This window comes from Leptospira adleri (genome assembly GCF_002811985.1).
In the GTDB taxonomy this organism is placed as follows: Bacteria; Spirochaetota; Leptospiria; order Leptospirales; family Leptospiraceae; genus Leptospira; species Leptospira adleri.
This window is the reverse complement of the sequence record NZ_NPDU01000110.1, coordinates 1-10,852: the sequence shown is the minus strand read 5'-3', so window position 1 is coordinate 10,852 and position 10,852 is coordinate 1. Positions and strand designations below refer to the sequence as shown.

At 38.0% G+C, this 10,852-nt stretch carries 8 protein-coding genes and 1 pseudogene; 1 reads left to right on the top strand and 8 read right to left on the bottom strand.

The window, feature by feature from the left end:
* The coding region (locus CH376_RS24485) for a hypothetical protein (protein WP_207769154.1) at positions 1-210 on the top strand (210 nt) is incomplete at its 5' end.
* On the opposite strand, the gene CH376_RS22790 is transcribed toward CH376_RS24485, so the two are convergent.
* The 8 genes and pseudogenes from CH376_RS22790 to CH376_RS24690 all read right to left on the bottom strand — a co-directional run.
* Complete coding sequence (locus CH376_RS22790) at positions 190-882, bottom strand: hypothetical protein (protein ID WP_100788482.1); 693 nt, start codon at positions 880-882, stop codon at positions 190-192. The genes CH376_RS24485 and CH376_RS22790 overlap by 21 nt on opposite strands.
* Before the next feature lie 8 nt (positions 883-890).
* Entirely contained in the window at positions 891-1,547 is a 657-nt protein-coding gene (locus CH376_RS22785) for an MORN repeat-containing protein (protein ID WP_243398311.1), read from the bottom strand.
* A gap of 44 nt (positions 1,548-1,591) precedes the next feature.
* On the bottom strand, positions 1,592-4,495 hold the full coding sequence (locus CH376_RS22780) for an efflux RND transporter permease subunit (RefSeq protein ID WP_100788478.1): 2,904 nt from the start codon (positions 4,493-4,495) through the stop codon (positions 1,592-1,594).
* Positions 4,496-4,505: 10 nt separating this feature from the next.
* Positions 4,506-7,592 (bottom strand): efflux RND transporter permease subunit, encoded by a 3,087-nt coding sequence (locus CH376_RS22775; RefSeq protein WP_100788476.1) that lies wholly within the window; start codon positions 7,590-7,592, stop codon positions 4,506-4,508.
* Positions 7,589-9,070: an efflux RND transporter periplasmic adaptor subunit gene (locus CH376_RS22770; protein ID WP_100788475.1), complete on the bottom strand. Its 1,482-nt coding sequence runs from the start codon at positions 9,068-9,070 to the stop codon at positions 7,589-7,591. Before CH376_RS22770 ends, CH376_RS22775 begins: the two co-directional genes overlap by 4 nt.
* A gap of 45 nt (positions 9,071-9,115) precedes the next feature.
* Positions 9,116-9,745: a tetratricopeptide repeat protein gene (locus CH376_RS22765; RefSeq protein WP_420843586.1), complete on the bottom strand. Its 630-nt coding sequence runs from the start codon at positions 9,743-9,745 to the stop codon at positions 9,116-9,118.
* Positions 9,735-10,463 (bottom strand): lipoprotein, encoded by a 729-nt coding sequence (locus tag CH376_RS22760; RefSeq protein WP_100788486.1) that lies wholly within the window; start codon positions 10,461-10,463, stop codon positions 9,735-9,737. Before CH376_RS22760 ends, CH376_RS22765 begins: the two co-directional genes overlap by 11 nt.
* A 32-nt stretch (positions 10,464-10,495) precedes the next feature.
* Positions 10,496-10,852: pseudogene (locus CH376_RS24690) on the bottom strand (Ig-like domain-containing protein); the annotation flags it as partial.

Below are 10,852 nucleotides of genomic sequence, written 5' to 3'. Positions count from 1 at the left end.
CCTTTTTTTGAATTTGATCGTTACAAACTCAATCGGCAAGGAGAGCCTTCTCATTCATTCTTAAATCTGCGAAATATTTTGGACGTTATCCTGAACGCTCTCTTAGATGAGGAAGCGGAGAAACTCTATAACGCAAGGAAGCCCCTTGTAATATGCAAAAAATATAAAGTGTTTTCGAAAGACGAATCGTTACGGTCTATAGATCCATAAAAAGAAGATTAAAAGAATAAGAAATGGAGAAAACCAGGTCAGAAACGCTCTGCCGTTATTTTGTTGAAAAACGGTTTTTACCATTCGAAAATAGCTGATCGACTGTAATACGAAGCCGGCAATTAAGAACAGGCTCACAAAACCGAGAAAAAGAACCATATAAAAAATATCTCGTTTTGCTGAATTTGGCATAAGGCTGAATAATATTAAAATCGGGAAAAGGGACAATAGAACATAGAAATTGCTTGAAATAGTCAATGATAAACATTTGAGAAAACTCGCGTCTTTTTCTCCGAAAATTCTTACGGTAAGATATGAGCATACACTGACGAAAAGTTCGAAGATTACTAACGATAAGGCAAAGAAGAAAATATTGTAGGGAAAGGAATTCAATAGATACATAAAAAGCGATATTTTACCTTCTATTAAAAAGCCTCTCATAATTTCCGAGTATTCGACCAGATAAGAAAGATTTAATAGTGAAAGAAGGAAATTTGTTACGATGTAGAGCGTCAGAAATATTAGATGAGTTTTTAAGGTTATAGTAAAAAATTCCCTGTCTTGAATTTCTTTAATTTTTTCCGGTCTTAAATGAAATTGAAAGGTCTTTATTATCTCCCTTTTAATAAGGTTATCAGAGGTTAATTGTTTAATTTTTTCGAGTAATTGCATCGTCTTTCCTATTTATCTGTATTCAACGCTTCTTTGTCGTCTTTCCAGTTTCCTTTATAGATTATTTGCCAAGATTCATTTTTTAGCAATCCGAATCCGTCTCTCTTTCCCGCTCGCCAGGATCCAACGTAAAAAGATCCGTCAGGATAAATAAAAGCGCCGTTTCCATCGTAAATTTTTCCTTCTTTATAGATTCCGTTTAGTTTTGTTCCATCAGATAATACTAATAAACCCAATCCATCGGGCTCGTCTTGGTGCCATCTAACGTTTAACTTTGTACCGTCTCTCCATTCGAAAATTCCCTGACCTTGCTTTTTATTATTTACGAATGTTCCGAAATAGGAAGAGCCGTCCGGGTATCTATATAACCCGTTCCCGTGTTTAACTCCGTGTTTCCATTCGCCTTTGTAGAAATGTCCCTCTTCATTTTTAAATAGACCGTAGCCATCGGGATGTGAATTTCTCACATAGCCTTCGTAATAAGCGCCGCCTCGATATTGCATCTTAGCGAAACCGTTTTCGCAACTATCCGTCAAACATTTAAACTTGGTAATCTTGAAATAAATAGTTACGAGTAAGAACAAAAAAAGAGCTGTACTAATGAGGACTATCAGTTTTCCCGTTTTTGTAGCTGTCAATTTTTGGAGTAGCCTACTGAAAAATATGGCTACGTTTTTTAAGAATGCGACGATTCTGATTTGATACAAGGTTAGTTTCTCCTATTGAACAACATTTGAAAGCCGGATGAGATTCTCTTTTTCGCATGCCAAAGTAAGGTTGTGTAATCAATATTGAATTTAAAAAGTGCAAACCTGGAAAGTATCGTTGAAATTAAGAAGATGCCGGTCGCGTTTCTTATTAATGTGAGCTCTGCGCTTGAAAACGCGAATAACGGTAGATAAACAATAAAAGAGATAATAGTAAGATCAAAATTGTCTTCACGTCTTCCTGTCAGAGGCGATGTTGTATTTTTGGATAGTATCTGTATCATTAAAATAACCATAATGATGACGCCGCCTATATGCAAGCCTATATCGTAGGTCTTAAAAAAGAGCAAATACAGAGATAAAAAAATGCTAAATGTCACTATAAGAGAAAAAAAATAATTAAACGATGTTTCTAATGATTCGGTGAAGCAAGTGAACAAGAAAAAACAAACGGAAAAAATTAGGATCAAATAGGTGATAAAAGTTGAGTTGGATTCCGAAAGTTTTTCGATCCGGCTGTTTAGTTCAATGCGTTCGTTCGTTTTTAATTGCCCTATCGAATTTTTCTCCGCAAGTTTCAGCAATTCTCTGGCATTATAAGATCCAGTTCTGACCGATACCGATAAGGTAGGACGTTTGTTTTTTCTGAATAATTTTATCGGAGACACCGATTCCTTTCCGCTATAAAGATTGCTTATCGGAGAAAACTGCCCCGTGCTATTCTTTATAAAGAATTTATTAAGTTGTCTTTCGGAGTCTCGGTATTCTTTTGAAGCTCTGATTCTAATATCCAACTCGTTATTCTCTTCGCTAAACTTACTGACTACGGATCCTTGTATCACGGTTCTTAAAAAAGAGCCGATGTCTGAGTTCTGTATTAAAGGATTTCTACTATTTAAGTCTAGTTGGAGTTCGCTGCGAGGAGGTTTAAAATTGAGAATTACTTCCTGTATTCCGGGCAGGCTAGTTAATGAAGCTGCAATCTTGGGAACTGAACTGTTTAAATCATTATGATTTGATCCGATTATATCCAAGGAGATTTCTTTCATTCTTCCCAATTCCGATTCTTTCGTAAAGTAACAATAAGCGGGATTTTGTTTCCCAACGGATTCGTTTAACGAAGCTATAATATCTTTCTTAAATAGAAAATTCTTATGATAATTAATTATTAGAAAAGCATGACCCGGATCAATCTGAGAAATGACGTCCTTTACATCCGTATTTTTTAAAAGTTTTGCTTCGATATTTTGGACAATGTTATTCGTATATGAAAAACTCGAATCCGACGGTAGTTCAATGTAGCCATAAACGCGATCGTCTTCGATATTGAAATAAACCTCTTTGTTTGCTCTGAGAAACATGATCGATGAGAAGAAAATGATGACTAAGGAAAATAAGAGCGGCTTCCAATCGGTTTTTTGCTTTTTTTCAGTATCGCTGATTCGATGGGGATTTGTCTCCGGTACTGTTTTGATCTCTTCCAATCGAACCGGATCTTTATCCTTCAGAACGGCGGCGTATTTAAAAGAAAGTTGAATGCACAACGTTCCTATTGCGCTTAATAAGGAAACTCTTATGAGATTTGCTGCTATCAAAGGATTTAGCAACATGGTCGGTAAAAAAAGTAACGGAAGTGATAAAAGAATTAAAAAGAATAGATTACGTCCTCTTTGTGTTTCTAGACCACCAATCTTGTAATACAACGTAGTCCAGATAATGAAAGAAAGGTAAAATGACAAAACACTCAACAAATCGAAATCGATTTTAAGAAGAAAATGAATAAAGGAAAAAATTAGAATAATTAAAACCGATTGAAGTAGAAGAAATGAGATCAATCTCAAGGGCTTTTCGTATTTTTTGATTTTGAAAAAAAGAAATAATATTATGAAAGTGACGAAGAGGACCGCAGAAATATTTAAATACGTATCTTTGATGTTTTCGGCCTGATCGAATATTTTCTCAATGCCGCTGTTCTTTGCGTTCAGGCTGGCGACGGATTTGTCTATTTCGGAGGATATTTGAAGAATATTCGCGTTGTGTTTTTTATAGATATAAATTCCAATATTTTCATTTCCATTGACGCGATAAGAATTGTCGTCATCCCTATACGAACTCTTTACAGTTGAAACGTCGCCAAGAGTGACCGTTTTTCCCAATGACAAACTTGTTATTGGCAGTTGGGTCAGTTCGCCTATCGTTTTAAATTTTCCTTTGAGCCTTACCTGATAAAGCCCTCCTTTTTCTTCCACGGAAGCTAGGGTTAAGGAGCGATTATTAAAGTGAATTGCACTATGAATTTCAGCTAAGGTTATATTATAAGTATTTAATTTTTGAATATCGAAGGAGATGAGGATCTCTTTTACTTTTCCTCCCGAAATCGTAACCTTGCTGACTCCTTCTATACCTTCTATGAGTTTTTTAATTACGGTATCAGCGTAAACCCGCAAATCGCCCATCGCCTGAGGGTCTGGAACCTTGAGTGACATTACTACTATTGGCATCTCATTCGGATCAAAATTTAGTATTCTAGGTTTTCGAACTTCTTTAGGAAAATTCGCTACGACATTTTCGATTCGTTCTTTGATTTCTAATGTCTTGAAACTTAGATCCGTGTTACTTTCAAAATCTAAACGAATTAGAGATTTCCCTTTTTCAGACTGTGACCGAATTTCAGTAATTCCGCCAGTCGCTGATATTTTGTTTTCCAGTGGGATCGTTATCGTATTCTCCACCGTTTCGGAATCCGCACCGGGAAATTCAACTACAATAGAGAGCGCAGGATTTTTGATCACAGGAAATAGAGAGTAATTTAATTTAAACGCAGATATAACTCCAAAAAGCAACAGTGAAATTACGATCATCTGAATCGTAATTTTGGACGGCCTCGTTGTTTTATTGAAGATCATATAAGTTTGTTCAAGCGATCTGATTCTTTCGATTCTTCAGCAATGAAAAGAAAAGAATTGGAAGTAAAAATAGACTGAATACAAAAGAGGATAATAAACCTACGATGACTACGATTGCCATCGGTGATTGGAATTCGGCGCCTTTTTGGAATTCAAAAGCAACCGGAACTAAGCCTAGGATGGTCGTTAGGTTATTCATTAAAACCGGTCGGAATACGATTTTTCCGCTTTCGATGATCGCCTTCTTAAAATCTTTGTATTCCTCTAACGAAATAATGAGGTACTCGTAATAGAGAGATGCATTGTCAACCACAACTCCCAATAATAAGACGAGTCCTAAGAATGCGCTGATGTTGAAACTTTTGCCAAATAAAAATAACGCCGGAAATATTCCTATGAACATCAAAGGAATCGTACAAATCATAATTGCAGAGAGTTTTAGTGATTGGAATTGGCTGCTCAGAAGCATATAAATCAGAACGGAGGCTAGTAAGAAGGCAAACAAAAGTTCATTATAGGATTTTTCAATATTTTCGAATTCTCCGCCGATTTTAACATAATAGCCGGCAGGCAATTTTAGATTTGATATGAGTTCGTTGATTTTTTGGGTGGTTCCGGTTGCTTCAAGATTACCGTAAACCATGTTTACCCTAGAATTGCCCGACCTGCGAATTGATCCAGAAGAACGGTTTTCTGTAATATTAGAAATTTGCGATATACTGATGAATTCTCCGGTTGGAGTTTTTATGTTCAGTCCCTTGAGTTTGTTTAAGTTGTCGATTTGGTCTCTTTTGATCAGGAGGCGAATATTTAGGTCTTCGTCCTGCAATCGGATTCTGGAAATGTTTTCACCGTAGCTTGCAACTTTAACATATTGAGATATATAATCGTTGGTGAGTTTTAAGGAACTTGCTTTGATCGGATCAAATTCGATTAGATACTCGTGTTTTTTTGTTTCAAGCGTGCTTCTTAAGTCGGTGGCAATACGATTTTTTTCGAGTTTGGATATTAAATTATTTCCGATGTCGCCTAAAATCCTCAAATCTTCTCCGTGAATTTCCAAATTCAATTGGCTGCTGTTCGGATCTAAAATTTTGGCTATGACGTCCCCGTTTCCTTCGAAATTTATGCGAATATCGTCCGTAAAGGAAATTTTTTTTCTAAGATTTTCAATGATTTCCTTCGTCGTTCTCGATGAACTTGGATGAAGTAAGACTCTCAGTTTTGCTACGTTAGCTCCGGAGCCTCCATTTATCTTGGAAACAAAATCTTCGGTGTCTGACCCGATTTTCGATATTACACTCGCGACATTTTTATCTGAAAGTAACATTTGTTCAAGAGTTTCAACTATATTCGTCGTACTTCCTAACGTAGAGTTTTGGCTATTTTCTACATTAATGATAAACTCCCCGTTATCAACCGCAGGCATAAACTCGCTCTGAAGAATAAACAAAAATTGCGCTGAGATTATTAAAGCGGCGAAAAGAAATAAGTATAATTTTCGAGGTCGATCTATGTATTCGTTCAGTTTAACTTCGTAAGACGCAAGTGCATCGTTATATATTTGAGAGGATTTAACGAAGAGAAGGTTGTTTTCGTACGCCTTCGAAAGATTAGTTTGGTCGAATATGACATATAAGGTCGGAATGATTGTGATTGAAGCAAGTAAGCTGATTGAAATGGATAGAACGATTGCGATTGCCATTTCGGAAAATAAAATACCGACGAAACTTTTAATAAAAATTATCGGTAAAAAAACGATGATCGTCGTCAAGGTAGCGGAGACGATGGATCCTGTTACTTCCGATGTTCCCTCTATTGCGGCGTCATAGATCGATTTTCGTTTAGCCAGATTGCGCTCAATCGAGGAAAATACGACGTTACTAGTATCGAACAACATTCCAATACCGAGAGCTAACCCTCCCAAAGACATCATATTTAAAGATATTCGAAATACGTAAAATAGTAGGAATGTCGCTAATAAAGAAAAAGGTATGATGATAAGAAGAATTAAAGGCGCCCTAAAACTTTGAATTAAGAGTAGAAGTACGGAGAACGCGAGAACGGCGCCTATTACCAAAGACCAAATTAAACCTAAAACGGAGTCTCGTATAAAGATGGATTCGTCATATACTATTTTCGCGGAAAGTTTCTCCGTAAATTTGGAATTGATGGTATCTAATTCAGTTTGGACCCGATCTGAAAGTTCGACTGAATTTTTTCCCGATTCTTTATAAAGATAGAATATTAGACAGTCTTTGCCGTTGTATTTAGCTAAGCCGGTGCGGTCTTTGAAGGTGCTTAAGACGGAAGCTATCGATCCAATCTGTATCGGAACCCCGGAGTTGTTCGTGCCGACGACCGTATCCCTTATATCGTCCAAGGTTTTATATTCGCCGATCGTTCGCAGCAGTAGATCCTTATTTCCAACGGGGAGGCTTCCGGCGGGAACGTTTATGTTGGCGGATAGGATCGCCTTTTCAACTTCAGGTATAGATACGCCGTAAGTGGTCATTCTTTCCGGATCAATTTCGACGCGGATTTCTTTTTCAAATCCTCCGAAAACTTGAACGTAAGCGATCCCCTCGATTCTTTCAAAGAACACTTTGATATTCTCATCGGCAAAGGAGCGAAGTGATTTCGAATCCAATTCGTTTTTTGGAAAAATAACGATTTCTTGAAAAGCGGATTGGGAAGGATCGAACCTAGTTGCGATCGGTCTACTTGCGTCCTGCGGTAGCTGGTCGCGGATAAGATCTATTTTTTCTCTAAGTTCAATGATGGCAAAGTCTATCGATTTGTTAAAAGAAAACTGAACCGTTATGATGGAAATTCCTTCCAACGATTCGGAAGTTACTTTTTCAATTCCGCCTACTGTTCCAATGGAATCCGTAAGCGGCTTTGTAACTAAATTTTCTATCTCTTCCGGCGAAGCGTTTGGGTAACTCGTGATAATAGAAACTCGAGGAAATGTTATTTCGGGCAGCAGCGTAATTTTAGCGTTTTTTAATCCTATCGTTCCAAATATTACGATTGCGATCCAAGTCATCAATACGGTGACAGGTTTAGAAATACAAAAACTGACGATTGCTTTCATCTTTTATCAAAAAGGGGATTTACGGCCATACCGTCTCTTATTTGAGATATTCTTTCCAATAGAATCGTATCTCCGTCCGATAATCCTGCTGAAATAATGATTTTCCCTTCGCTTTGAGACCCAAGTTTTACCTCGTTACGATAGCTCTTTCCGTCCCTGACCAAACATACGGTACCGCTCACCCCGTCTTCATTTAAGAGGACTGCCGTACTCGGGATCCTAATAGTAGGCTTTTCTTGTCCTGTGGTAATATTGGCTCGGATGAACATTCCCGGTTTAAGTTGTTTGCTCTTATTATCCACGAGCGCTTTTATTTCCACAGTGTGGCTTTTTTGGTCTATGATAGGACTGACCATCTGCACAATTCCTGTGAACTGTTGTCCTTTGTATATATCCGCAGAGAAGGACATTTTCATACCTTTTCGTAGATCTATGGATTCCGATTCAGGTATATTGAGTACTGCATAAACTTGTTTGACATTGATAACCGATAATACGTGTTGACCCGGACCTGCGTTAGTCAGGATTTCCCCTTCATTCTTAAATTGTTTTGCAACGACTCCATTGATAGGAGAAAAAACGAGAGATTCTTTCAATTGCATTTTCGTAGAATTCACCTGTGCTTCATGGGCTTTTAACACTCCTTCCGCGACTTCCCATTCGGCTTTTTCAATTAGGCTATTGATCTCTTCTAAGATTTTTATTCTTTCTTCTTTTGTTTCAGGAATTTTATAGTTATTCCTTAAAATATCCTTATCTGTTAGGCCGATGCTTCGAATTTCCACATCCCTTTCAGCCAGTTGATACGAAATTTCTTTTGAACTTAAATTGAGTTTTGCATTTTCGAATTCTTCTCTCGTAAATCCGCCGGCATTGTAAATTTCTTCAATTCCTATGAACGTATTTTTTGCTTTCTCATATTCTTGTTTTGTTTTTTCCGAGACCGAGATCGCTTTTTCGTACTCCTGAATTCTCGCGAGCACGCTTCCTTTCGCTTTTATATATTTTTCGCGGGCTAATTTGACTTGCGACCGGGAACTTTCCATAGTGGATTCTTGTTTTAATAACTCCAATTCCAAAGGTAAAGTCTCCATTTTAAAGAGCTTTTGTCCCTGAGAGATTTCTTCACCTTCTTTGAAGTAGGTTTTTTCAATTCTACCAGATACTTTCGAATAGACGTCCACCTTTTCCATGAAGTCTATGATCCCAGAGGCTTCGACCATCGGGGTTATCGATTCACTTTGAACGTTCATCGCCAAGATAGACATTTTTTCGGTTTGCTCTTCTTCGTTGTCCGTTTTTTCAAAGGAAGGCAGAGCAAAGGAAATAGGTTTTGTAATCGCTGATGTAGTATTTTTTAATATTCTACTATTTGAATTTTTGGAAATCCGCACTAAGAATAAAGAAGCTAAAAAGTAGGTTATAACGATTCCTAAGATAAGTTTACCGGCTTTCGAAGTAAGAATTTTTATGATCAAATGGTTATCCTCCTGAAGACAAACGCAAATTCCGGATGAAAAAGACTATTCCTTGGAGGAATCCGATTTTCCAGAGAGTTCTAAATATTTTCTGTGATGATAAGCAGCCTTTTTTTCCAATCGCGCTTTTTCGTAAATGGTCTCGAGTTGACGATGTGATAAAGCAAGTATTCCGGTTTGTGAGATAATCTTTTTATACGCAAGAATTGCTTGATCGGGCTTGCCCGTTTCCTCTAACAGACGAGCGCTGATAAAAAGGATTTCCGCATTTTCAGTATCCTTCGATAAGAATTTCTGCAAGTTTTCTGTTAATTCTTTTTTGAGAGGGGTTCCTGCAAATTGAGCTTTGATCAGCCAACCTAACGCTGTGTAATTCGAAGGGTCGTCGTCGGAAATTTTCTGAAATACTTCTTCAGCCTGTTGAAATTTACGATTATAGTATAAAAGTTTTCCGATTAAGAGCTTTACGTCTTTGTATTCGTCGTCTTCTTTATCGAGCGCTTGAAATATTTTTAACGCTTCGTCGCGTTGATTGGCGACGAATAAGGCAGTACCTCTTTCATACATTGCTTCCATTTCCTTTTCGGAAGGGCCACAACCGCCGTATAAGAAGCAAGAAAATATGAGCAAAAGGAAAATTTTATTTTTTTCGCCGTATTCCGCTTTAAAGTCCAAATTTCCACCACGCCTTATTTTCTTGATTTTCCTGTTTTTTCACGATTCTTTCTGCGAGGTGAAGACTTGCTTGTTTTAGGTCCTCCGCTTCCGAGAAATTTTTTGATTCCTGAGAGAAGGCAACGGTTCGAAGTAGCTTTCCCGATTTATCATGGACGTCGATAAATATTAAAGTCGTAAAATTCTTTTCCAAGATACTTCCATTATCTGAAATTCCGAAAGATCCCTGGAGATAATAATCGAAATTCATCTTTGACGCTAAGTTCTTAATCTCCGTTTCACTTAATATTTTTTTGGTGTCTTTGGAGTTATTATCAGCCGCTGGGATCGGGGACGCAGGTTTAATCATCTCGGCGGCAGCGGTTCCGGCAGACGGTAAGTTTACGGTAGGAGATACGGGGTTCTCTTTTGCCTCCGGGTTTTGAGTAGCAGTCGGCGTCTGAGCTTGTGCGACCAGGTTCGGTTTCGAAATTTCCGGTTCGGAGCCTTCTTCTACGATTCCGTTTCCGCCGCGAATAATTTCGAATTTTAGCAAGCTGATAAAATTCTTAACTCTAAACGGGTCGAATTTGAAATCCCTATTTTCCAAATATCCGATTTGGTAATTTGCCTTTACTTTTTCTGCTTTTTCAGCCGATCTGGCGCTTCTGCTCAACATCGTACAATCGTTCTGTAGAGTGCAAATAAAGAGCGATATCAATATCAGAGTGTTTTTCATTGTTTTGCTCGATAGATTCTTTTTTTTGAATATCATTGGCTCACCATAGAAAAATTGAACGGTGTAAGCGGCCTGCCTAATATATCCGTAGCAGATCCGTTTATTTGGATGCTATACACAGGGTAGTTGGGCGAAGTCGGTATTGCAGGATAGGGGATGGCGCCGTTGTTTGCGTTAAAATCGAATTTGGCGTTCGTTAGATTAAAGTCCGCAGAACTGCCGAATCCATTCACACCACCGCAGCTGGATTCCATCTCCGAAAACATAACGTCCAAAACTCTACATCCGAACGGAAATGCCGCCTGACAATCGCTCCAATTCCAACTTGATAAGCGAATTACCGTGGATGACCCGGAATCCCGCGATAGGGACACTGCGCCGACCGTATT

Bases quoted from the DNA above. Each gene is read 5' to 3' on its own strand.
- CH376_RS22780 (WP_100788478.1), bottom strand. From the start codon at position 4,495: ATGATCTTCAATAAAACAACGAGGCCGTCCAAAATTACGATTCAGATG.
- CH376_RS22790 (WP_100788482.1), bottom strand. From the start codon at position 882: ATGCAATTACTCGAAAAAATTAAACAATTAACCTCTGATAACCTTATT.
- CH376_RS22775 (WP_100788476.1), bottom strand. From the start codon at position 7,592: ATGAAAGCAATCGTCAGTTTTTGTATTTCTAAACCTGTCACCGTATTG.
- CH376_RS22760 (WP_100788486.1), bottom strand. From the start codon at position 10,463: ATGAAAAACACTCTGATATTGATATCGCTCTTTATTTGCACTCTACAG.